Genomic DNA, 22728 nt, shown 5'->3' on the forward strand with positions numbered 1-22728 from the left:
TTCACCTTCTATGATTATTGCTCCGAGGAAGCATCGCTTTTTATAACAGCGATGCCAAGCTCGTCTAATTGCTTTTTATCTACGGTGTCGGGGGCTCCGCTCATAAGCTCGGAAGCGTTCTGCACCTTCGGAAACGCTATAACGTCGCGTATCGACTGCGAGCCCGTCATGAGCATAACGAGCCTGTCGAGGCCGTAAGCCATGCCGCCGTGCGGGGGCGCGCCGTATTTGAAGGCTTCGAGTAAAAATCCGAACCGCTCCGCTGCAGTCTCCTTTGAAAGGCCTATTACGGAGAACATCTTCTCCTGCATATCCTCACGGAATATTCTTATCGAGCCGCCGCCCAGCTCAACGCCGTTAAGTACTATATCGTAAGCCTTCGCGCGCACGCGGCCGGGGTCACGGTCAAGATACTCCACGTCCTCGTCCATCGGCGCGGTGAAGGGGTGGTGCATGGCGACAAAGCGTCCCTCTTCCTCGTCGTATTCAAGAAGCGGAAACTCGGTGACCCACAAAAAATTGTACGTGTTTGCATCCAATATGTCAAGGCGGCGCGCAACTTCGCATCTAAGTGCGCCGAGCGCGTCAAATACCACCTTATCCTTATCCGCAACGAATAAAAGAAGATCGTTTTCACCTGCGTCCATCGCGGAAAGTATCGCAGCGCGCTCGTCGTCCGATAAGAACTTAGCGATAGGCGAGGAAACGCCGTCCTTTGTTACCTTCATCCACGCAAGTCCCTTCGCGCGGTACGTCTTTACGAACTCGCCCAGCGAATCTATCTCTTTGCGCGATATCTTATCGGCGTATCCCTTTACGTTTATCGCGCGCACACTTCCACCCGCCTCGACGGCGTTTTTGAATACGCCGAAGCCGCAGCCTTTTACGATGTCGCTTATATTTTTAAGCTCAAATCCGAATCTCGTGTCGGGCTTGTCGCTTCCGAATCGCTCCATCGCCTCTTTGTACGGCATGCGAAGGAAAGGAGTCTCAAGCTCAACGTCCAATACTTCTTTGAACACGCGCTTTATAAAGCCCTCGTTAGCCGTCATAACGTCGTTTGCGTCAACGAACGACATCTCAACGTCTATCTGCGTAAATTCGGGCTGGCGGTCTGCGCGCAGGTCCTCGTCTCTAAAGCAGCGCGCGATCTGGAAGTATCTGTCGAAGCCCGATATCATAAGTATCTGCTTATAAAGCTGGGGCGACTGCGGCAGCGCGTAGAACGAGCCGTTCTTCACGCGGCTGGGCACGAGGTAGTCGCGCGCGCCCTCCGGCGTCGATTTCTGAAGCATCGGCGTCTCTATCTCAAGAAAACCGTTCTCGTCGTAATAGTCGCGGGCTATCTTCGATATGCGGTGGCGGAGCATGATCTTTCGCTGCATATCGGGGCGTCTTAAATCGAGATAACGGTATTGCAAACGCAAATTGTCATTAACGTCCGAATTTTCCACTATCTCAAACGGCGGCGTCTGCGCCTTCGATAAAAGCGTCACGCTCGAAGCCAAAAGCTCCACGTCGCCCGTAGGTATGTTGGGATTTTTATTTGAACGCTCGCGTATAGTTCCCGTCACGCATACGACATATTCCGAACGGAGCGTGAACGCAAGGTCGAAATATTCTTTTGCGGCAGTCTCCTCCTCAAAGACCACCTGGCATATGCCCGTGCGGTCGCGAAGGTCGATAAATATAAGACTGCCAATGTCGCGCTGCTTCTGTACCCATCCGTACAGCACGGCCTGTGTTCCCACGTCAGCCATACGAAAGCCGCCGCAGTAATGTGTTCGCTTTTGCATATTTGCACCTCTGTATTATATATGTTTTATGTTATAAGCTCTTTATAAGTCCGGCCGCCGCCGAAACGTCTGAAAGATCTATATCCGTCTTCTCTCCCGTAGCCATGTTCTTAAGCTGAGCCTTTCTCGTTTCCATCTCGCTTTCGCCTATGACGATGCAAAAGCGCGCGCCCAGGCGGTCGGAGTATTTCATCTGCGCTTTTAAGCTCTTTTTCATAAGATCCGTCTCAACCGAAACGCCCTTAGCTCGCATGGCCGCCGCAAGGCCCGAAGCGAACACGTTCGCCTCGTCTCCCATCGACGCTATATATAAGTCGCACGGCTTGTTCTCTCCCATGAAAAGCCCCTGCGCCTCCATGACTAAAAGAAGCCTCTCTATGCCCATCGCAAATCCGAGTCCCGCGCAGTCTATATCGCCAAGCTCCCGCGCAAGGTAGTCGTATCTGCCGCCGCCGCACACGGTGGACTGCGCGCCTATATCGCCCGAAACAAATTCAAATACCGTCTTTGAATAGTAATCAAGGCCGCGCACTATCGTGGGATCTACCGTATATTTTATGCCCGCCGCCGTAAGGTGGCGCTTCGTCTCTTCAAAATGCTTGGAGCAATCATCGCAGATATAATCGAGTATCGAGGGCGCGCCCTTTGCTATCTCCTTGCAGGAATCGTTCTTGCAGTCAATTATACGCATGGGGTTCTTTTGTAGCCTTTCGCGGCAGGTGTCGCATAAGCCGTCTACATGCGCCGTAAAATATTCTTTCAGAGCCTTTGAATGCTCCTTTCTGCAGGTGCGGCATCCGAGCGAATTTATGATAAGGCTGAGATCTTTCACGCCGAGCCGCTCGAATATGGCGTTCGCAAGGCTTATGACCTCCGCGTCCGCCGCGGGCGAGGGACTTCCCAAAAGCTCAACGCCGAACTGGTGAAACTCTCTTAGTCTTCCGGCCTGAGGCTTTTCATAACGGAAGCACGAAATGAGATAATAAAGCTTTAAGGGCAGCGCGCCGCCGTAAAGGCCGTGCTCCACGAACGAACGCATAACTCCTGCCGTACCTTCGGGACGAAGCGTAAGGCTTCTTTGATCCTTATCCGAGAAGGTATACATCTCTTTCTGCACTACGTCCGTCGTGTCGCCCACGCCGCGTTTAAAAAGCTCGGTGTGCTCGAAGGTGGGAAAACGTATCTCCTTAAAATTGAAGTCGCGGCATACGCCTTTTATCTTATCCTCAACGTATTGCCATTTAAAGCTCTCGTCGGGAAGTATATCCTTTGTGCCTCTCGGCATTTTTATCATAGTTTACCCTCCTGTAAAAGAAATAATGGATAAAACCGCGCATACTTACGCGGTTTTTTTGCGCTTACCTTATTGTTTTTTTGGGATTTACAATGTCGCGCCAGTCAAGGTCGCCGCGTCCGAGTCCCTGGACGAGCACCTCCGCCGTCGCTACGTTCGTAGCTATGGGTATGTTATGCACATCGCAGAGCCTGAGTATTGACGTCGCGTCGGGCTCATGAGGTCTGGGCGTAAGCGGGTCGCAGAAAAACAGAACAAGGTCGATCTCATTATATGCTATACGCGAGCTTATCTGCTGCGCGCCGCCCTGCGCGCCGCTTAAAAACTTCACTATTTCCAGCCCCGTAGCTTCGTGCACGAGCTTGCCCGTAGTGCCCGTTGCACAAAGCGAATGCTTTGCGAGTATCGGCTTATATGCGATACAGAAACGCACCATAAGCTCTTTTTTCTTATCATGTGACAACAGCGCAATATTCATGAGATCACCCTTTCTTTTTTTGTCGTGCTTATCTTAAACGTCTGTTTTTTATTTTCATTATCGGCACGCGCTCACCCATTATACGACGCGCTATATTGTAAAACGCCGTCGTTGATGAAAGGCGCTCATCATCCATAATATCCATGCGCCTGTTCTGGTATGCCGATATATTCTCATCATAGGGCACCACGCCCAAAAGCGGCAGTGCGACCATATCTATTATGTCGTCTATGTTTTTGCTGTATCCACGGCTTATATGGCGGGTACGCACCATATTAACGATAAGACGTGCGTTTTCTATCCCACGCCCTGTAACTACGTCGGCTATCTTTTGGGTATCTCTCAGCGCATACGACTGCGGTATTGTAACAAGAATGGCCTCGTTTGCCGCCGAAAGCGCGCATTCAAAGGCGTGTCCCAAGCTGGCCGGACAGTCGAGCAGTATAAAATCGTACTCCGGCTCAAGCTCGCGTACTAATGTTGCAAAGGCGGCCGGTGTAAAATCGGCCTTCTTCTCGTCCTGAGGCGCGCATATAAGGTGAAGCGACGGATATTTGTTATGTATTATAACGGCGTCGTTCGGCGTACATACGCCGTTTATCGCGTCTGCCGCATCGAACACTGCCGTTTCGCCAAGTCCCAGCGCCAGATCGAGATTTCTAAGCCCGAAATCGCAGTCTACCGAAAGCACACGCTTACCCGCGCGCGCAAGCGCAACACTGAGGCAGGCGCACGTTGTGGTCTTTCCCGTGCCCCCTTTTCCGGAAGCAATGGCTATAACGGCGCTCATATTTCCTCCTTAGCGTTGAAAAAAGCGTTACAAACTGACTTTTTATTTTAATATGATATCATATATTAAATAGTTATTCAATCCTTACGCTTAATTTTTACAAAGTATAAGTCTCAATAAACGGATTTATATCGACAAGGTCTTGATCTTAGCTCTTTTAAAAAGCGTCAGGCGCCTAAAGGCGGCGCCTGACACATTTTACACGCCCTCCTCCATCGGCGCTATCTTCTTTTTGTCTATGCGCCGCATAAGACAATACGTCACGGCGGCGGCAGCAGCCTCGGCTATCGGGAAGGCAAGCCATACGAGCCATGTAAGCGATGCGTTCGTCATTGCAATATGCGAAAACAGAAGCTCGAGCGGTATTATAAATATGATCTGCCTAAGCGTCGCGCTCGCGAGCGCAGAAACGCCGCTTCCCAAAGACTGGAACACACCTTGATAAGTTATGCTTATCCCCGCAAAGATAAAGCTTACGGAGACGATGCGCATCGCGTCGATACAGAGAGCCTCCGTCGCTGCAGTAAGAGCGAAGACTCCGGCAAACGGGCGCGCGAACGCCTCTATAGCCAAAAGAGCCGCCGCCATAAGCACGAGCGTATATATCATGCCGTATTTTATGCCGTCTTTTATTCGCGGCTTGCTTCTCATGCCGTAATTGAACGAGATAATAGGCGTTACGGCGTCGCGAAGGCCGAAGCAGATAAATAGCACGAACTGCTGTACCTTAAAGTAAAGGCCGAAGGCGGTAACTACCGCTTCGTCTATGCGAACGAAGATGAGGTTCAGCATATAGGTCATTACAGACAAAAGCGCCTGCGCTATTATGGCCGGAAGACCTATCGCATATATCTCTTTTATTATATCCGCCCTCGGTCTTAAATAGCGCGCTTTGTTTTCTATCTCTGCGTTTTTCAGAATATGAAATATTATTGCTGCGGCAGCCGAAGCGAACTGGCCTATGACGGTAGCCCATGCCGCGCCCGAAACTCCCATTTCGGGACATCCTAAAAGCCCGTATATAAGTATCGGGTCCAATACGATATTCGTTACTGCGCCTATCACCTGTGCCGCCGTCGAAAAAAGCGATCGTCCCGTTGCCTGAAGCGTTTTTTCAAATGTGCCGAAAAATACTATGCCCGCCGAGAAAACGCAGCATACGGAAAGGTATTTCGTGCCCATTTCGGTTATTAGCGCGGACGACGTCTGCGAGGCGATATATCCCCTTACGCCGAAAACGCCGAACAGCATAAATATACACGTCATAATAACGCTCAAAACGACGGCGTTTCCCACCGCCCCGTTGGCTTTTTCAAAATTTTTCTGCCCCAGACTCTTTGAAAGCAGTACGTTTACGCCTATCCCGGTGCCTATGGCGACCGAAGCCATAAGTATTTGAACGGGAAAGGCTAGCGTGAGCGCGTTTATCGCCTCCTCGCCGTATTCTCTCATGTTTGAAACGAACGCGCTGTCCACGATATTGTAAAAGCCCTGCAATACCATGGAAAGTATCATCGGCACTCCCGTTACGACAATCAGGCGGCTGACTTTTTCTGTCGCCATTATGCTCTCTTTTTGCTCCTTCATAAGCTTTCGCCGTCCTTTTTAACAAAATAAAAAAGCGCACGTCCGACATAGGCCGGTCTTACGCTTTTGGCTGCTCACCTTGCTTAAAGAATAGCACGATAAATTTTCATTGTCAAGTTTTCCCGCCGCACTTTATAATATGGCGCGCACCTGCCGAAGATCATATATAACATGGTCCGGCGAAACGGCGTCGGTCACGGGCTTTCGCCCCGGATCGAAATAGCACGTTTTTAACCCGCATGATATGCCGCCGGCAATGTCGCTTGAAAGAGAGTCTCCTATTATCATTATCTCCTCCGGCCGCACGGACGGCGCTCCGGCTTCGCACACGCTTTCGTTTATACTTGCTATCGCCGTCTCGAAAAACACCTTTGACGGCTTTGAATGTCCCATGCCTCCCGAAATAAAGAAGAATTTAAAATATTTATCCATTCCCGCAAGCTTGAGCCTGTTCATCTGCTGAGCTTTCGGGCCGTTGCTTGCGGCGCAGAGTATGTACTTGGGCGCAAGATACGAAAGCATCTCAAGCGCGCCGCTTACGGGGACCGCGCTGTAAAAAAGGCGCTCGCGGAAGAAATCCTCGAAAACCGCCCCGTCAAAATCTATTCCAAGCGCCGAAAAAATAATGTTCCACCTGTTGCGCCTAAGCCCCTCCAGATCGAGCTCGCCGCGCTCTATCTTTTGCCAAAGGCCCTCGTTTATCTTTCGAAACACCGCGCCCATTTTATCCTCATACGGCGGAAGGCCGAATTTTTCAAAGCCCTCTTTCATGCTGTCCGTCACGTATGCGTTAAAATCGAGAAGCGTATTGTCTATATCAATAAAAACTGCTCTTATCATTTAAATACCCCGTTTTTTTCGATATCAGATAAATATGCGGCAATATCCGCGAATATCACATCATATTATCAAAAACTCCCGCAGGGCCGCGCCCTGCGGGGTCTTGTATCCTCACTGTGCCTTCTTTCGCTTTTTCGGTGCGGGAAGCTCGCGCCGTACGCTCTCAATAAGCTCCTTTAAAAATTCTCGGTCGTCCGTATTTTCGCACATGAGCATAGGACGCGCGCCCTCGTAAGGCAGCTCCTCGGGCGCGTCGGGCATAAGCGCGCGCGCCGACGGCGTGGGCTTTATTAAGAATCTGTCGTCATATATACCGCCTATCACCTTGCCTCCGGCGTATATTATATATTCGCCCATCATGGCGCGGTACGTTATATCCTCGCACGCACTGAGGCAGTCAAGTATATATTCAAGATAACTCTCGCTCGACGCCATATCGCTCACCCCTTATTTTCTGTATATCCATTCCATGTAATATCCCACGCCCTCAAGGCACATATCGTATCCGAGGTAACCCAGTATGATATTGTCGAAAAGCCGCTTCGGCATGAGCGGCGCGGCAAACTTTACGCGAAACGAATTCTCCAAAACCTGCGCCGCCCTGCCCGCAAGGCGCCTAAGGTCGGGCAGAGTATTTTTCGTAAGGTCGGTTATTGACTCCGCCTTAAAGCCTGCCGCCGCAAAACGCCCCTCCCAACAGGTCTCCGATTCTATAAGTACGGCCGCGCCGCCCTTTGATATGAGCTCGACGGCCTTCTTTTCCGTTTCGTCATATTCCTCAAATTCCCTTGGCAGCGAATAGTCGTAAACAATAAACACGCCGTCCGGCTTAAGTATCCTGTACACTTCCGAAAACACGCTCTCCTTGTCGGGACAGTGCACTATCGTTTCAACGGCGTAGACAGCGTCGACGGATGCGTCGTCTATCATCGACATATCGCTGTAATCGTGCTCTATTAGGCGTATATTGGACGGCGGTTCCTCTATGGGCTCGGGACAAAGATCGACGCCCGTAAACGTTACGTCGGGATGCTTTTTCGCAAGATAGAGAAGATTTGCGCCCATGCCGCTTCCGAGCTCCACCACGTTGTCGCCGCTTTTTATGCGCTTCGATACGGTCTCGGGCTGATAATATATATCGTTCGGCCCAAGCTTTCCGCCCTGCGATATCCTAAAATGCATGAACCCCTCCTCGGAGTGAAACTTTTTATAGGCGAAGCGGCTGTTTACATAGTAATGGCGCACGTCCTCGTCCGACACCGTGCCGCTCGATATTATGCGGTCAAGATTGCGGTTTACATTAGGGATGCTCTCAAGATATTTTATTTTTTCACGAAGTCTGCTCTCTTGGGCCATATGTTTCTTATATCCTTTCTCTCGTGGCTTTTTTATATTATATCGTGCGCGGGCGCGCATTGTAAAGCGTCAAAAAAACGCGCGCGGTTGTTCCCTCGTTTCTTACGCTAAGCTCTCCTCAAAAGCTCCCATATGCCCATCATAAGCTCCGACGGCACGAATTTTGCGACGATGCGGTGAACGAAGCATACCACGCCGGGCGCAGATACGGGAAGGCCGATGCGCGAATCGTTATACGACACGGCGGCGACGGAGCGAACGTGCGAGGCGAGCGGAAAATGCCTTACGGCGTGGCCTCCGCCGAAGGTATCCTTGGCCGTAGGTATGAATTCCGTGTCCTTTATCCAGTACGGGCATACGGCCGTCACCTTTATGCGGCGCGAAAACAGCTCTACCCTGAGCGCGCGCGTAAAGCGGTAGAGGAACGCCTTCGAGGCGGCGTAAACGCTGAGGTACTGAAACGGCTGAAAGCCCGCCGTCGAGCATATCTCCATTATGCGCGCGCCCGCCTTCATATACGGCAGACAGACGTACGTCATATCTACGGCGGCGCGGCAGTTTAATTCTATCATGCGGTCGCTCTCGCCCAGATCCATAGACGAAAAATCGCCTATCTTTCCGAAACCCGCCGCGTTTATTAAAATCGCCGCGTCGGGCCTTTCGCGTTCAAGCGCCGCCTTGAACTCTTCTATGCTCTCCTTTTTCGTAAGATCGAGCGGGAAGGCGCGCACAGGTATGCGGGAGCTTTCGCCGAGCGAAACAAGGCGCTCCCTCCTTCGTGCAACGGCCCATATTTCGTCGATATCCGTCTCAAGGCGGTTTATTTCTTTTATATATTCGCGTCCCAGGCCGCTCGACGCGCCCGTAACTACGGCTATCCTCACGGCGCATTCACTCCTTTTCGTTTTTCGGGATAAGGCTTTCGATTTTTTTATACACCGTCATTCTCATCGTGATATAGCAGGCAAGTCCGCCAGCTACGTTAGATATCGGCTCCGCCAAAAATACGCCCGTAACACCGAAACCTATCATCGGCAAAACAACAGTGAGCGGCACTACGATAACGGCTTTTCTCAGAAGCGAAAAGAATATCGCGTGGCGCGCGTCGCCCAGCGACTGAAACGCCGACTGCCCCGCGAACTGAAGCGCCATGAAAACAAAGCCGAAAAAGTATATACGAAGCATACCGACGCCCGCGTCCAATAGCGCGGCGTCGTCGGAGAAGACGCCGAACCATACGCGCGGCAGCGTCACTACCAAGAGCCAGGCCGCCATCGTATATACGGCGCCGACTATCGTATTGAAGCGTATGCCGTCCCTTACGCGCGCGTAATTTTTCGCGCCGTAGTTAAAGCCTATCACCGGCATCGCGCCGCCGACTATGCCGCTTATTGGCAGCATGAAAACGTCGCGTATCGAATTAGTCACCGTCATTATGCCGACGTAGATATCGCCGCCGTAACCCTGAAGCGTCGAGTTGCAGACTACCTGAACGAGAAAATTCGTGCCCTGCATTATGAAGTTCGCCGCGCCCAGCTTAGATATCGCGGCCACAGTCGCGCCGTCGATGCGTATACTTTTGGGCGAAAGAGGTATCTCGGCGCGCTTTCCCGTAAGAAATCTTAATACCCACGCCGCAGATACGGCCTGGCTTATCACGGAGGCGATCGCCGCGCCCGAAACGCCCATACGTAGCGCGAATATGAAAAGCGGGTCGAGCGCGATATTGACGCCCGCGCCTATTATTATCGAAAGCATGCCCGTGCGCGGGAAGCCCTGCGCGTTTATGTATCCGTTCATGCCCGTTGCGAGCATTGAAAAAAGCGTGCCCGCAAGATATATCCTCAAATATTCGTCGGCATATACGAACGAATCGCCGCTTGCGCCGAACGCGAAAAGCACGGGGCGGCGGAATATATACAAAAGCACCGTAAGCGCGGCTGCGGCGATCACTATAAGCGCGAAGGAATTGCCCATGATGCGCGCGGCCTTTTCTTTGTTTTCGGCGCCCCGCTCAATGGAAAAAAGCGGCACGCCGCCCATGCCGAACAGCGCCGCGAACGCCAAAATAACGGTGACTACGGGAAAAGTGAGCCCTACTCCCGTGAGCGCGAGCGTGCCCACGCCCTCCATGTGTCCTATGTACACCCTGTCCATCACGTTGTAAAGAAGATGCACGAACTGCGCTATCGTCAGCGGCAGCGCCTGACGTATTATGTTTTTCCATACGGGACCTTTTGAAAAGTCGTTCTGCCCTGTCGCGGTACGTGTCATTTTTATGCCTCCGGCGCGCGAAGGCGCGCGTAAGAATTATCAGTCTGCACGGCGCAAAAGCTCTACGGCTTAAGCGCCTCGTAAAACTCGAACGGTACGCATAAGTTCCCCCTGCCCGTGCCGAGCATTACGTCGGGCTTTGCCGCGCCGTGAAAATCGGAGCCGCCGCTTTCCTTTAAGCCGAAGCGGCGCGCAAGCTTTGACGCCTCCCTGCTCGTCTCTTCGTCAAAGCTTGAGTACCGCGTTTCCATCGCGTCAAGTCCCGCCGCCTTCGCCTGCGGCAGAAACTTTAAAAGGCGCTCACCGCTTAAATTAAGGAACGGATGCGCAAGCACCGCCACGGCGCGGCGCGAGCTTATAAATCTTATCGTTTCAAATACGTCAAGTCTTTTCGGCGGCACGTAATAGCCCTGTCCCTCGCCCAAAAGCGTATCGAACGCCTCTTTCGTTGAGTTTACGTAACCCTTGTTAAGAAGCAGCCGGGCGACGTGCGCGCGGTTGAACTCGTCCGCATCGGTGAGCGCGGCGGCCTCCTCGTAAGTCACGTCGTATCCGCTTCGGCGAAGCGCCTCTATAAGCAAGACGTTGCTGTTTTTCTTTGCGATAAGCAGGCGCTTTGTATATCGCTCAGCTTCGTCCCACGCGTCGGGCGGCAAAAACAGAGCCGCGATATGCACCTCCGTACCCTCGTATTCGGTTGAAAATTCGCAGCCCGCGACGGTCGTAACCCCGTTTTCTTCGCCCGCCTCCGTAAAGCGTAAAAGTCCCTTCGCCGTGTTGTGGTCGGTGAGCGCAACTGCCGAAAGGCCGCGCTCTTTTGAAAGTACTACGAGCTCTTCGGGAGTGAGCGAGCCGTCGGAAAATACCGAGTGCGTGTGAAGATCGCATGTTTTTATTTTTTCTGCCACAGTCATTTTTCTCCTTCGTCGGGCGTTTGCGCAGGGCTCCAATTCTTTTGAACCTCTTCTATGATAAGCCTTCCGGGCGTCTTTACGGCCACCTGATACTTGTCCTCGTATACTATTTCGCCCGGCGTATTCGTGTATACGAGATAGTACGGATGGTTGTATTTCTCCAAAAGCCAAAGCGCAGGCCGTATCATTTTCATCATTTCATCGGAGTTTTCGGTTTTGAAAAAGCACACGACTCTTTCCTGATTTCTGCATTGAGGCGGCCAGGGAAGGCACTGTGCAAACCAGTCGTCTATCTCGCGGTAGAGATCCGCGTCCTCCTCATCCATTTTGTCGTTCTGGATAAGCTGCCAGCACCTACTGAAAACGCCCTTCGCGTACATTGTGTTTCGGGCAAGCTCCTGCCCCTGTATTCTAAGGTATTTAAAATGCATCATCGTTTTTTCCTCCTAATGCCCGGCTTGCGCGCGTCCGCCGCTTTACGGCGTATCCGATGACTTCCTTTGCCGCATATCGGCCTCGTAATTTTATCGTGCTTTTATATCTTTAAAGCCTTTGGGCCAAGCAAAGCGTTTTTTCTTTTGCCGCGTTATAGGAATTTCATCCGTTCTTACGCCTTGCTTAATCAAGAGCGGTTTTCGGCGTTCTCCCCCGAACGCGTTTCGCCGCGTTCTTTTATCTCAAGACAAAGCATGGTAAGGTCGTCAAACTGAGGCGCGCCGCCCACGAACGCGTTCACGCTCTCGTGGATAGACGTAAGTATCTCTTCCGGTCGCTTGTCCTTGTTTTCGTTCAGCGCGGCGAGCATTCTGCCTATCGAATACATGGCGTAGTTTTCATCGGTCGCCTCGGGAACGCCGTCCGTATAGAGAAACAGCCTGTCGCCGGCTTCAAGAGTCAGCTCGAAATCGCGGTACTTTATATCGGGCATTGCTCCGACAACTAAAGAATGCTTCGTTTTGAAAAGCTCAAAGCTTCCGTCCTTGCGGCAGACGGCGGCGTCGTCGTGTCCCGCGTTAGCAAAGGTAAGTCTGCCCGTTGACAGCTCAAGTATCCCGAGCCACAATGTTACGAACATATCGGCTTTATTATGCTCGCATATATTGTTGTTTACGAATGAAAGTATCTCCGCCGGCGTACCGCCCATATACGTTCTGTCTGCGATGAGGATATTCGTGACCATCATAAACAGCGCTGCGGGCACGCCTTTGCCGGAAACGTCTCCGATGACAACGGCCAGATGATCGGCGTCCGTAAGGAAAAAATTATAAAGGTCTCCGCCCGTCTCCTTTGCGGGCGTCATTGAAGCGCAGATATCGAAATCGCTTCTGTCGGGGAATGCCGGAAAGTCGTTCGGCACGGAATTGCGCTGTATGGCCCCGGCAAGCGACAGCTCCGCTCCTATCCTCTCTTTCTCCGCAGTGACTGACGTGAGATTATCTATATATCTTACCATGTCCGATTCCATGGTATCTATGGAGTCGGCAAGGTCGTGTATGACTCTGTACTTGCTTATGTTGCTCAAAGGCTCTCCCTTCGTATTTTCCTTTGCAAAACGGGACGCCTCTTTCGCCACCTTTTTTACGGGGTCTACGAATTGATTTCTTATGTAAAACGCGGCGAATACCGAGGCGAACAGCGCCAAAAGAAGCGTTGAGACGGCAACGGTCACAAGATAGGGACGTCTTGCCAAAACGAGCTGGCGCATCGGGCGCTGCATACAGAGAATGGCCGCCACCTCACCCGAAGAGTTCTTTACTGGCACCATGGTCGTGATATGCGGGTGCTGACCGTCCGTCGGGCTTGTGCGATAGACCGTTTCAAACACAGCCTCGCCGTCGTATATCTCCTTATATTTTCGTCTGTATTCGTCGTTTGTAGTGTCGCGCCTGTGCCCCAGCTCCCACGGCGTATATTCCGAATCGTCAACGGTATTGTCAACGCTGTTAAAAACGGATACGAACCGTCCGTAATCGGAGGTATCGACCAAAATCACGTAGATGAGCGAGACGCCCATTTTTTTGCAGTATGCGTCAAGGCGTTCCCTTGTAAGAAGATATTCGTCCGTCTTTTCATCGGCAAGATAATCCTCAAGCGAGTCGCCGTTTACGAGCAGGGCGGCGGTATCGGCCATATGGTAGGTGGACTCGGCGTATTCTTTTTTAAAAGCGTCGGTAAAGCTTACGTAGCCCACCGTGCTGACTACGATCCCGAACACGAAGAGCACGGCGACGATCGCTCCTATGATGTTTACCGACATTGAAGAGCGCATTTTATTCGTTTTTTTCATATTATCCATATCGTGCTCCTTTTTAAGACGGCGACGCGGCAGGCTTTTTTTGTATATTATAATATTTTATCATTATTTTATCGTTCCCGCAATCCCCGCCGCGCGCCTTGATGCGGGAGCGTTTGCGATGTCAATGATTTGAATACTTCGTTTCTTTCGTTTTTTTGAAAAAATACCCCGTACCGTCTTTCGGTACGAGGTATCTTTCCCGTCATTTCGGCTCAAGCGACGCCGTAAGCTTGAAATTCTTCGGCCCCGCAAGCAGGACTAGCGGCCGCGGTGCTTCTCTTTTTTCTTCTGCTGCTTTTTAAAAAAACGGCGCTCCTTTTCGGCTTCCCGTTCGGCACGGCTTTTTTCCTTGCGTTCGGCCTTCATTTCCTCGTATTGCGCCTTCAGCGCCTGCTGGGATTTCGTGCCTACGCCGCGCGTCTTTATCTGTTTTTCTGCCTCGCGCCGTCTGCGCTTCGGATTGTCCGCGCCCTTATGCACGTCGGTTTTTACAGCGGCGCCAAACTTTAGCTTAAAGTAATGGTGCAGCACAAAGTCCCAGACCTCGCAGTCCTTCGGCTCCGCGCCGAACGTGACTCTGCACACGGACAGACGCCCGTTTGATACGAGCTCGAACACACCCACCCAGAACGGGTCCTCGAAATACACCGTAAGCTTACCGCTCGTTTTGTCCATAACGATCCCTCCGTAATTTTTTTGAACGAAGAACGGACGACCCCGGAGGGGGAGGGTTACTTACCCCGCTTTCGCGGGACGGCCGGGCTACCTACCGGCTCTGGCGCGTCATTTCGGCGCGCGTTGCGTTTTTATCTTCGTTTTTTATTATGATAAAGCCAAAAGGCCCGATCATTCGATTTTTTCTTTCATCCAATCACGTAAAAAGCGCATCTGCTGCTTGGTATGGAACCAGTGCTCGCCGTTCTCCATTACGGTTAGGCTCGCGTTATGCGCTTTCGCAAAGGCCTCCGTCGTATCGACACAAACGAGCGCATCGCGTCCGCCGCATAGGATATCCGTCGGGACGCTCCATTTAATGGGGTTATCACGCACATAGCAAAGATAATCCCACGACAGGTCTTCATCGAAGGACGTTTTTATAACGTCCTTTTCGCGAAGCTCGGCCTCCGTGACGCCGGCATAACGCATCATATCCGTGATAAGCTTCTCCATGTTTATAACGGGCGAAATGAAATATGCATGGGCAATATCCTTTTCGACGCCGGCATTCATGACGAAATACGCGCCTATGCTGTTCGCGATAAGAAATACTTTGGTATATTTCGCTTTTAAGGCTTTTACCGCTTCGATCATTTCCTCTTTTGTATCCCACGGCGTACTGCCTTTATAGTCGAGGCCTACGACTTCGCATGCGGGAAAAAGCGGCGCATACCATGCGGCCTCGTCCGCGCTGCCGCCTCTGCCGTGGATATATAATACCGCGTTCAATATTTACCGCCGTCCTTTCAAACCCGACGTTTATTCACGCCGCTTGCCGATCCGTCTCTGGCAAAAGCTCATTCGTAAAGCCGAATATATATTCGGCCATGTCATCCGGCAGGATGTGTCCCTCTGAGCGGCCGCCGCCACAGATGTGTGCCAATACAGGCCCTTTATCGGTAACTTCTACAGTTCCCCACAGACCGAACAGCCCATCAGACGTTTCTCCCGTTATGTAAAAGGTTTGCTTCACATCGTCCGTTCTGTATTCCACTACACTGGACATACCAAAATCATAAAGCGCGTTTAAGCGCTCAAGCATGCTTCTGTCGAAATCGACTTTGTATTCGCGGTATTCGTCATACTCGTCGTAAAACGATATGGTAACATAAAGAGGCGCTTCGCGCGTATAATAATCGCGTATTTCGTCTGCCTGCTCCTTCGGCACGAAAACTTTGCTGTAAAGACGAACCATATCGTAATTTTTTTCGTTTTCGACGGTATAGATATAATCGGCGTCGCCGTCGGGATATATAAGTGCCGCCTTCTTTTCGCCGCCGTCTTTCCCCGTAAGATAATCAGCAGGCACGTAATCGACGCCGCCCATCGTTATGCCGGCGTCTCTGTCCCAGTCGTATTCCACGTTTATTTTTTCATCCGCCTCTGCGATCTTGGCGGCACGCGATGCGTCTTCATAAATGTTATATCCCGCAAAAAGCAAAACCGGCACGCCTAACTGCACGGCTCCCCAAACGGTAAATACCACGGCCAGAGTTTTATGCGATTTCTTTACGGGCCGCCCTCTGCGTTTTTTCACCTTCCATACTATGATAAGTATGATCCCCGCGATCAAAATTAAAAGCCCTATTAAAGTCACGGCTAAAACCGCTCCCGCGATCATGAGAGACATAAAAGCCAAATAAATACGCCTCCTTCAAATCTCAGATACATGGGGACATATAGCTTTCATTGACCCCCGTGATGTAAACGTATCCGCTTAAGCTGCGTTACTTCAATAAATTCTGTGCCATGCGAAACCAAATCGCCTCGACAGGCGTAAGATAATGCTCGGTAAATTCCGTCTGTTCGCTTTCGCTGAGAGCTTTATACCTCCTATTCATAGTATCGGCGACCCACTTGAGTACGCGGAAAAACAGTTTTTCCTGTTCTCGGCTCAAAAATGTCCTCCGCATTTCCGACATCATTTCCGCCGCTATGATACAGTAGCTTCTTATATGAGGATAATGTTCTTTACCCGTTATTTCTTCCGTTATTATTGACCCTTCACGGTATCTGCGCTTATAGTACGGATGACTGAGCCTTGCACACGACTCCGATTTTAAAAGGCTTACGAACGTGAACAGAACGTCTTCATATATGATACCGGGATACAGCCTTATGTTGCGTCTGTCAAGATGCTCGCGCTTCAAAAGCTGCAGGCACATATTGGCTCTGTAAGATTCGTTTTTAAGTATATCCGCAAGCATCTGCTTCCCCGTTCTCGGAAGGCTCAGATCAACTGTTGAAGTATATGCTTTTGGTGCAGAGGTGTACCGCTTTTCCAGTTCTTCGTTTTCATAAAACGGTATGGCGTCGAAAAAGAGCATATCGAGATCGTACTTTTTTGCATACTCATACGTTTTTTCAAGATGATCGGGCATGATAAGATCGTCGCTGTCAACACAGCAGATATATTCGCCTCTCGCATGGTCGAACGCGACGTTTCTGGTAATGGAAAGACCGTGATTTTTCGGCGCGTCGAAAACGACGATTCGGCTGTCTCTTTTTTGGTATTCTTTCATTATGGAAAGACTTCGGTCCGTCGAGCCGTCGTTTAAGCATATTACCTCAAATTCTTGCATAGTTGACGCCAGTATGCTGTCTAAACATTCGGCAAGGTATTTTTCCGTGTTATAAACGGGCACTACTACCGTGACTTTCGGAAGGGTTTTATTCTCGCGCATAAATGCAGGCGGAAGTATAAGGCGGTGCGAGATAAGTCTATCTAAGCCGAAAGTCTCTATGTATCCGTATTCGGAATATTTAAGTATGGCCTCCGCTTTACCATAATACTTGCGGCTTCCTTCGGGATAATAGTCCGCAGGCTTCAAAAGCAGACCCAATTCTTTTATGCCGAACTGCTTTAAAGCTTTGTATATCGTTTTAAATGCGTCAAAATCGCGCGCCGACTCCAATTCTCGAATAACATATGACAGCGCAAAGCTCAAAAAAGAAGCTTCGATCTCCTCGTAAACACCTTTATCCGTAAGAGTCTTTTTTAATTCAAACGGCAAAGAGAGGAAGGAAAGCGGATACAATGACCTATCGTTGCTCGTTTCATCTTCGCCGCCGCCCCGGCGTGTAAGCAGGACCTTATAAACAGGCGCTATCTTTTTGGCAAGCGCGAGCGCAGTATACGTAAAAACTTCATCTGCCATGCTTATATGGGGATCAAACAGCAAATCATGCGACGATAAAAATTCGCGTCTGAAAAGCTTGTTAAAAAGCACGGGTCCGGTGAAAGCAAATATATCTGTCAAGCCGCTTTTCCCAAAAAAGGCGCGTGTATCCGAAGGCGTTTTTGCAGGATCCAAAGCCTCGAAGACAGGCGCAGTTTCTTTGGAAGCGTCAAAGCGTTCGGTCGAAAAAACTACTATATCGGCGCAGGTCTCCTCGGCACAGGCAACCGTATCGCACAAAAGACACGGAGAAAACGTATCGCCCGCTTCAAGAAAGATAATGTAATCTCCCGAAGCTTTTTCCATGCCGGCATCCCAGGCATTGGAAGGAAACTTGCCTCTTTCTCTTAAAAGCATTGCGCGAGGTTCGCTTTTCATAAAATCCCGCAAAAGTTCAAGCGAACGATCCTTGGAGCCCATATCCACGAAAATAAACTCCGCGTTAAGATACTTCTGCTCGGAAACAGAACGAAATGTTTCCTCAAGATATTCTTCCGCATTGTGAACCGAAATGACGACTGAAACCTTCGGCCCTGTAGGAAGAGGATAATAAAACGACTCCGACTGAACGGAATGCATTATTGTCAGGTCTTTATCTCCCACAAAAACCCTTACGGCAATAAAAGCGGGGAGGTCGCTTTCCGAAAGAAGCGCTGACAAATCAAATTCACGTCTTTTATTCGGAGAATACCATTCCTTGTAAAATGCAGTTAGGTTTCCACCTTTTTGATACAAAAGATAACATGCGTACTTTTGGTCCTCTTTTGGCGATTCAATCGTACAGATAAGTTTGTCTCCCTCAAGCTCCGTTGTAAACGAAAAAGGAAGCTGTTCATTTTTAAACTCTGTTCGGATTTTTAAACCGCTCATGATATACACCTTCTTTGATATGACAGCACAAAGAATCTATTTTATAAAGCCGTATACTCTGCGTCTTTCAAAGTTTTCTATTTTACGAGAATGTGACCAGTGTTGAACATTGATACCGCGAACCGGCGAACGCGCGCCATATGACAGCCGCGCTCACCGAACGCCATATCGAAAATATGTTATCCGACGCCGTAGGATTATGTTTGTATACTGTCCCCCGCATAGTAAATACAAAGCTGCGTAATATCGTCAAACTGCGGTACATCCTTCGCAAATTCGTCTATCCTGCCTAGCACTGTATCGCAGACTTTTCTGCACGCCGCCTCGCCGGAACCGAAATCGTCCGACAGGATATTTAAAAGCCTGTCGTTTCCGAATATTTTGTCGTCCGGATCGGGGGCTTCGGTCACGCCGTCCGTATAAAGATACAAAATGTCGCCGGGCTGTAGCTTGACCGTCTGCTTTCGATACTTCGTGGCGTCCATTGCAGCCAGCACCAGATTTGCTTTCTGCATAACAAAGGTCGCCTTTTTTTCGCGGATCAGCACCGGCGGATTATGGCCCGCATTTACGAAATGCAAGACCCCTGTATCTGTCTCAAGAAAGCCCATCCATGCCGTTAAAAACATTTCCGCATCGTTTCCGTCGCAAAGCTTTGTATTGGCGTTGGTAAACACATCATGCGGCTCGTCGCCGCGCTCCGCATAATCCCTGAGCACCGTTTTGGCGGTCATCATGAACATGGCGGCCGGGATCCCCTTGCCTGAAACGTCCGCGATAAGAAAAGCGAGCTTGTTATCATCGAGCAGGTAAAAATCGTAAAAGTCTCCGCCGACCTCTTTCGCCGTCCTCATTTTTGCATAAAGCGAAAACTCTGTTCTGTCCGGGTAAGGCGGAAATACAGACGGCAGCGCAGATTCCTGTATGTTTTTCGCAAACGCCAGCTCCTCGTCTATCCTGGCCGCTGCGGCCGCGATATATTGTTTCAGAGTTGTAACCGTTAAGTTTATGTCGTCCGAAAGATCGGAGAATTCTGCGTTTGAACGCACGTCTACCTCTTCGTTTAAGTCCCCTTTCGTGATCTTCGACAGTGAGCTGTTGACCTTTCCCAGATTGTCAAGAACAAGATATTTTACCAGAAGGAAAATGACCGTGAACAAAACAAGGAAAAGTATGATCTCCATTATGGCCATAACGCTCATGGAGGAGTTTCTCTCAAGGATGATCTCGTTTTCGGGAAGGACGGCCACTATATAATACCCTTCCGAAAAAATATACACGACGGAGCAGTCTTCGCCGTATACCTGCGAATGGAAAACTTCGTCCTCAGGCATCGTATCGCGGTCGATCCATATACCGGTCTCGCTTAAGTTGCTGCCCGCAAGCCCATATCGGTCGCTTACTATATTCCACTCCTCATTTGCTATGATGATGCTTCCGGTCTGCCCTACGTGCCGGTTCTTGGCCGCGCTTATAACATTCTGATCTATGTCCTTCTGAAAACGCTCTCCGTCGTAGCCCACCTGTACGAAGCCGCCGGATCTGAGCGTTACCGCGGCATACTTGCGATAAAGGGAAGGATCGAACGAGGTGGGCTGATAATTCTGTACATGCTCATTTTCGGATCCATCAAGCAGCGTAAGAAATTCAGCTGACTGCGCGCCGGAGTGCATATCGTAATCCCGGAATTTTCCCATAGTTGTTGCCGTGATGATACCGTTTTCATTTATTATGTTTATTTCCGCCACATCATACTCGCGCATCAATCTAATAAGCTCTTCGGAATTCGGCGAGACGCCGCCGTCGAGCTGTGCGGCGATGCTGCGAGTAAGCTTCAGAAGGTTCTCGTTCGAAGCGTCGATAACGTCCTGGCGGACGTCCCAAACGTTTATACGCAAAAGCTCCGCCGCGCTGTCGTTGGACATTTTCGTTTGGTGTATCCATGTGAACGCCATAGAGGCCAAAAAACCCACGACGACGATCAAAAGCAGCCATCTTAAAAAAGAATAGGAAATCGTTATCCGCCGTTTTTTCTGCTTTTTCACATTATCCATTGCTGTATTCGACCTCCATAAAATACGAACGGCTAATTTATGCGGATACGCCCTTCCATCCGTATAGTTTATTGTAACATATAACGGATTCCCACGCACTATCCTTTTATCTTGCGCATTAAGAAATCAATAAAGCACAGCGTCTTTGCCTCATCGCCTATGTTCCCTTGGCGTTTATTCACTGATCCTAAAACCCTAAAACTCCCCACAGGCTTTCCTAAGCGGCTCTCGCCATGAATGTATTTATGTTATTAACGGCAATGGTCCTGCCGTTTTGACTCATCTCGCATCAACAAGACCGCGGTCTCTATGTTTCCTGTTTTTGGGAACATGTCGACGGCTACGGCGTTCTTTAAGACATAGCCGTTATCCGAAAGCCGCTTTATATCGCGCCCCAGCGTTGCAGGATCGCACGAAACGTACGCTATGCGCTCGGGCGAAAGCCCGGCTATCGCTTTTAGGGCTCCCTCGTCAAGCCCCTTTCTCGGCGGGTCTACGCAGAGCGCGTCGATCTTAAGCCCCTCTCTTATAAGGCGCGCCGCCGTTTCGCCCGCATCGCCGCAGTAAAATTCACAGTTTTCAAGACCGTTTGAGCGTGCGTTTTTCTTTGCTACCTTTACGGCGTCCTCTACGACCTCTACGCCGATAACGCGCCCGGCGCGCCGAGCGATATACGCCGATATCGTGCCCGCGCCGCAGTACAGGTCAAGCACGGTTTCGTTTTTCAACGGAGCAAGCATGTTTACCGCCGTCTCATAAAGTACGCGCGTCTGTGAGGGGTTCACCTGATAAAACGAGCGGTGCGGTATAATGAATTCGATTTCTCCTATAGTATCGCGTATCTCGTCGCGCCCCCACAAAAGGCGCGAGCGTTCGCCCATTATCACGTTTGTTTTTTCTTTATTTATATTTATGACAACGCCCGAAAGCCCGGTGATGCGTTCTTTTAATATTTGAACGAGCCTTCCTTCATCATGAAGCTTGTCCGCATTTATCACAACTACGATCTCCACATCGCCCGAGGCGCGTCCTTCGCGCGCAAATACATGGCGTATCGAACCCTTGTGCGCCGCCTCGTCATAGACGCTCTCTCCCGTTTCTTCGATATAACGGCGAACGGCTCCCGCCGCCGCAAAGACGTGCGGCGACTGGATAAGACAGTCCGAAAGATCGACTACGTCATGTGAGCGTCTGCGGTAAAATCCTATGATGAGCCGCCCGTCGCGGGCGCGTTTTATCGGAAACTGCGCCTTATTGCGATATCTTTGTGCGTTTTCTGAGCCGATTATTTCAAGCGACGGAAAATCAACGCCGCCCAGCTTCTTAATATTGTTATACACGGCGTCTCGCTTTATTTTAAGCTCCGCTTCATACGAAAGGTGCCAAAAAGCGCACCCGCCGCAAAGTCCGAAATAGGGGCACTCGGGCTTTACGCGTGCGGGTGAGGGTTTTATTATTCGTGTTATCTTTGCATACGCAAAGCTCTTCTGTACTTTCATAATAAGCACCTCGGCGCGCTCATCGGGCGCTCCGCCCCAAACGAATATCACAAAGCCAGACTCAAGACGCGCGATCCCCATGCCTTCAAGCGTCACGGACGATATATATACTTCCATTATCTCGTTCTTTTTTGGTTTATCCATGATCTTCTCCCAAATAAACGTCGTGCTTTTTAAGTCGTTTATTCTAAGGTATTATTTTCGTGGGAACAAGGGCGCTTATTCGCTCCCTGTCAGTCTTTACGTCAGCCTCATTTACAAGGCGCGAAATCTCGTCTTCCAAGCTTTTGCCGCGGTCTTTATAATATTCGTTTAAAGCGGCGCGCTTCACGGCGTTTTTGGTGATAAAACGCCATGCCTCATCAGTAAGCCCCGACGCCGAAAGAAACCTTTTGTAGCTTCTGCCGCCCACCGACACAGCGTCATATCTTTCCTCGAATTTTGCCTGCTTTTCGTCGTCCCACGAAAGCGGGCTTTCATCGAAGAGGCGGCCTATTATATATTCCTCGGTCGTTTTTTCGGACGCCATGGAAAGCGCCGTTTCAAACGGCGTTTCGCCGTCCAAAAGCTCCGCCGTCCAAAACGCTTCGGTAGAGCTCTCTGCGCCGTACATTGCCATAACGCGGTACATGGAGCTTTTAAGATAATAAATATATACCGCGTCATCCGCCTCCTCATCGTCTATCTTAAGATATGAGCCGCTTTCTTTCCCGCATCCGAAAAACAGCGCGGCCGCGGCTGCGGCAAGAAGTAAAAAAGCCGCATATCTTAAAGGCTTTTTCAA

General features: G+C 50.4%; 20 protein-coding genes. All 20 read right to left on the reverse strand.

Annotated features, from left to right (window positions below; all coding sequences use genetic code 11):
* Positions 1 to 14 precede the first annotated feature (14 nt).
* Positions 15 to 1796 (reverse strand): aspartate--tRNA ligase, encoded by a 1782-nt coding sequence (gene aspS, locus IJG50_07010; GenBank protein MBQ3379595.1) that lies wholly within the window; start codon positions 1794 to 1796, stop codon positions 15 to 17.
* Positions 1797 to 1827: 31 nt separating this feature from the next.
* On the reverse strand, positions 1828 to 3090 hold the full coding sequence (locus IJG50_07015; GenBank protein MBQ3379596.1) for a histidine--tRNA ligase: 1263 nt from the start codon (positions 3088 to 3090) through the stop codon (positions 1828 to 1830).
* Positions 3091 to 3154: 64 nt separating this feature from the next.
* Entirely contained in the window at positions 3155 to 3568 is a 414-nt protein-coding gene (gene mgsA, locus IJG50_07020) for a methylglyoxal synthase (GenBank protein ID MBQ3379597.1), read from the reverse strand.
* A 28-nt stretch (positions 3569 to 3596) separates the two neighbouring features.
* Positions 3597 to 4358, reverse strand: a complete 762-nt coding sequence (minD, locus tag IJG50_07025; GenBank protein ID MBQ3379598.1) for a septum site-determining protein MinD — start codon at positions 4356 to 4358, stop codon at positions 3597 to 3599.
* A gap of 198 nt (positions 4359 to 4556) precedes the next feature.
* Entirely contained in the window at positions 4557 to 5945 is a 1389-nt protein-coding gene (locus tag IJG50_07030) for an MATE family efflux transporter (GenBank protein MBQ3379599.1), read from the reverse strand.
* Positions 5946 to 6077: 132 nt separating this feature from the next.
* Positions 6078 to 6785 (reverse strand): HAD-IA family hydrolase, encoded by a 708-nt coding sequence (locus IJG50_07035; protein MBQ3379600.1) that lies wholly within the window; start codon positions 6783 to 6785, stop codon positions 6078 to 6080.
* Positions 6786 to 6896: 111 nt separating this feature from the next.
* Positions 6897 to 7220 (reverse strand): TfoX/Sxy family protein, encoded by a 324-nt coding sequence (locus IJG50_07040; GenBank protein ID MBQ3379601.1) that lies wholly within the window; start codon positions 7218 to 7220, stop codon positions 6897 to 6899.
* Between the two features lie 12 nt (positions 7221 to 7232).
* Positions 7233 to 8141 (reverse strand): class I SAM-dependent methyltransferase, encoded by a 909-nt coding sequence (locus IJG50_07045; GenBank protein ID MBQ3379602.1) that lies wholly within the window; start codon positions 8139 to 8141, stop codon positions 7233 to 7235.
* Positions 8142 to 8248: 107 nt separating this feature from the next.
* Positions 8249 to 9025: an SDR family NAD(P)-dependent oxidoreductase gene (locus IJG50_07050; protein ID MBQ3379603.1), complete on the reverse strand. Its 777-nt coding sequence runs from the start codon at positions 9023 to 9025 to the stop codon at positions 8249 to 8251.
* 7 nt (positions 9026 to 9032) lie between these two features.
* The gene (locus tag IJG50_07055; GenBank protein MBQ3379604.1) at positions 9033 to 10415 is read right to left on the reverse strand and encodes an MATE family efflux transporter; all 1383 of its coding nucleotides are present in this window, start codon (positions 10413 to 10415) and stop codon (positions 9033 to 9035) included.
* A gap of 62 nt (positions 10416 to 10477) precedes the next feature.
* Positions 10478 to 11323 carry a PHP domain-containing protein gene (locus IJG50_07060; protein MBQ3379605.1) on the reverse strand — a complete coding sequence of 282 codons (846 nt, stop codon included), beginning with the start codon at positions 11321 to 11323 and terminating at the stop codon, positions 10478 to 10480.
* 2 nt (positions 11324 to 11325) lie between these two features.
* A complete protein-coding gene (locus tag IJG50_07065) occupies positions 11326 to 11763 on the reverse strand; it encodes a hypothetical protein (GenBank protein ID MBQ3379606.1) in 438 nt (145 codons plus the stop codon).
* A gap of 188 nt (positions 11764 to 11951) precedes the next feature.
* Positions 11952 to 13625 (reverse strand): PP2C family protein-serine/threonine phosphatase, encoded by a 1674-nt coding sequence (locus tag IJG50_07070; protein ID MBQ3379607.1) that lies wholly within the window; start codon positions 13623 to 13625, stop codon positions 11952 to 11954.
* Between the two features lie 258 nt (positions 13626 to 13883).
* Entirely contained in the window at positions 13884 to 14300 is a 417-nt protein-coding gene (locus tag IJG50_07075) for a YjdF family protein (GenBank protein ID MBQ3379608.1), read from the reverse strand.
* Between the two features lie 171 nt (positions 14301 to 14471).
* Positions 14472 to 15074, reverse strand: a complete 603-nt coding sequence (locus IJG50_07080; GenBank protein ID MBQ3379609.1) for an alpha/beta hydrolase — start codon at positions 15072 to 15074, stop codon at positions 14472 to 14474.
* Between the two features lie 31 nt (positions 15075 to 15105).
* Entirely contained in the window at positions 15106 to 15981 is an 876-nt protein-coding gene (locus IJG50_07085) for a hypothetical protein (protein MBQ3379610.1), read from the reverse strand.
* A gap of 88 nt (positions 15982 to 16069) precedes the next feature.
* Complete coding sequence (locus IJG50_07090; protein MBQ3379611.1) at positions 16070 to 18391, reverse strand: glycosyltransferase; 2322 nt, start codon at positions 18389 to 18391, stop codon at positions 16070 to 16072.
* A 197-nt stretch (positions 18392 to 18588) separates the two neighbouring features.
* Positions 18589 to 20445: a SpoIIE family protein phosphatase gene (locus IJG50_07095; GenBank protein MBQ3379612.1), complete on the reverse strand. Its 1857-nt coding sequence runs from the start codon at positions 20443 to 20445 to the stop codon at positions 18589 to 18591.
* A 251-nt stretch (positions 20446 to 20696) separates the two neighbouring features.
* Complete coding sequence (gene rlmD, locus IJG50_07100; GenBank protein ID MBQ3379613.1) at positions 20697 to 22088, reverse strand: 23S rRNA (uracil(1939)-C(5))-methyltransferase RlmD; 1392 nt, start codon at positions 22086 to 22088, stop codon at positions 20697 to 20699.
* A 43-nt stretch (positions 22089 to 22131) separates the two neighbouring features.
* Entirely contained in the window at positions 22132 to 22728 is a 597-nt protein-coding gene (locus IJG50_07105; GenBank protein MBQ3379614.1) for a hypothetical protein, read from the reverse strand.

It is taken from the genome of Clostridia bacterium (assembly GCA_017405765.1).
Taxonomy (GTDB): domain Bacteria; phylum Bacillota; class Clostridia; order Oscillospirales; family RGIG577; genus RGIG577.

Excerpts from the sequence above, each read along its gene's own strand:
- aspS (MBQ3379595.1), bottom strand. The coding sequence starts at position 1,796 with ATGCAAAAGCGAACACATTACTGCGGCGGCTTTCGTATGGCTGACGTG.
- IJG50_07015 (MBQ3379596.1), bottom strand. The coding sequence starts at position 3,090 with ATGATAAAAATGCCGAGAGGCACAAAGGATATACTTCCCGACGAGAGC.
- mgsA (MBQ3379597.1), bottom strand. The coding sequence starts at position 3,568 with ATGAATATTGCGCTGTTGTCACATGATAAGAAAAAAGAGCTTATGGTG.
- minD (MBQ3379598.1), bottom strand. The coding sequence starts at position 4,358 with ATGAGCGCCGTTATAGCCATTGCTTCCGGAAAAGGGGGCACGGGAAAG.
- IJG50_07030 (MBQ3379599.1), bottom strand. The coding sequence starts at position 5,945 with ATGAAGGAGCAAAAAGAGAGCATAATGGCGACAGAAAAAGTCAGCCGC.
- IJG50_07035 (MBQ3379600.1), bottom strand. The coding sequence starts at position 6,785 with ATGATAAGAGCAGTTTTTATTGATATAGACAATACGCTTCTCGATTTT.
- IJG50_07040 (MBQ3379601.1), bottom strand. The coding sequence starts at position 7,220 with ATGGCGTCGAGCGAGAGTTATCTTGAATATATACTTGACTGCCTCAGT.
- IJG50_07045 (MBQ3379602.1), bottom strand. The coding sequence starts at position 8,141 with ATGGCCCAAGAGAGCAGACTTCGTGAAAAAATAAAATATCTTGAGAGC.
- IJG50_07055 (MBQ3379604.1), bottom strand. The coding sequence starts at position 10,415 with ATGACACGTACCGCGACAGGGCAGAACGACTTTTCAAAAGGTCCCGTA.
- IJG50_07065 (MBQ3379606.1), bottom strand. The coding sequence starts at position 11,763 with ATGATGCATTTTAAATACCTTAGAATACAGGGGCAGGAGCTTGCCCGA.
- IJG50_07070 (MBQ3379607.1), bottom strand. The coding sequence starts at position 13,625 with ATGGATAATATGAAAAAAACGAATAAAATGCGCTCTTCAATGTCGGTA.
- IJG50_07075 (MBQ3379608.1), bottom strand. The coding sequence starts at position 14,300 with ATGGACAAAACGAGCGGTAAGCTTACGGTGTATTTCGAGGACCCGTTC.
- IJG50_07090 (MBQ3379611.1), bottom strand. The coding sequence starts at position 18,391 with ATGAGCGGTTTAAAAATCCGAACAGAGTTTAAAAATGAACAGCTTCCT.
- IJG50_07095 (MBQ3379612.1), bottom strand. The coding sequence starts at position 20,445 with ATGGATAATGTGAAAAAGCAGAAAAAACGGCGGATAACGATTTCCTAT.
- rlmD (MBQ3379613.1), bottom strand. The coding sequence starts at position 22,088 with ATGGATAAACCAAAAAAGAACGAGATAATGGAAGTATATATATCGTCC.